Below are 349 nucleotides of genomic sequence, written 5' to 3' on the forward strand. Positions count from 1 at the left end.
CCTGGACAAGGACATCGCCGGGCGCATCCGCTTCTCGCGCAAGGGCGAGAAAAGCGGCTTCATCCGCGATTACAGCAAGATGAAGATCATGGACCTCTCGGAAGTCCACGCCGGTGGCGCCGGTAACGCGCCCATCCTGGGCCAGTACCTGGCCAAGATCATCCTCAACAAAGACACCCAGCGTTTCTCCAGCCCCGACTGGAAGATGATTCACTCGTACTTGATCGACTCCTGCGGCATCAAGGCCAACCAGTCGCGCCTGTATTTCTCGATCTTCAGCGCCGGCGGCGGTACCGGCTCAGGCATGGCTTCAGAGTTCGGCCTGGCCCAGCAGCACTCGTACATGAAC

General features: G+C 60.2%; 1 pseudogene. It reads left to right on the forward strand.

Features of this window, described 5'->3' with window-relative positions:
• Positions 1 to 349 (forward strand): annotated as a pseudogene (locus SB756_RS28665) (hypothetical protein); the annotation flags it as partial.

The sequence above is a fragment of the Pseudomonas sp. SIMBA_068 genome (genome assembly GCF_046534705.1).
GTDB classification, from domain to species: Bacteria; Pseudomonadota; Gammaproteobacteria; order Pseudomonadales; family Pseudomonadaceae; genus Aquipseudomonas; species Aquipseudomonas putida.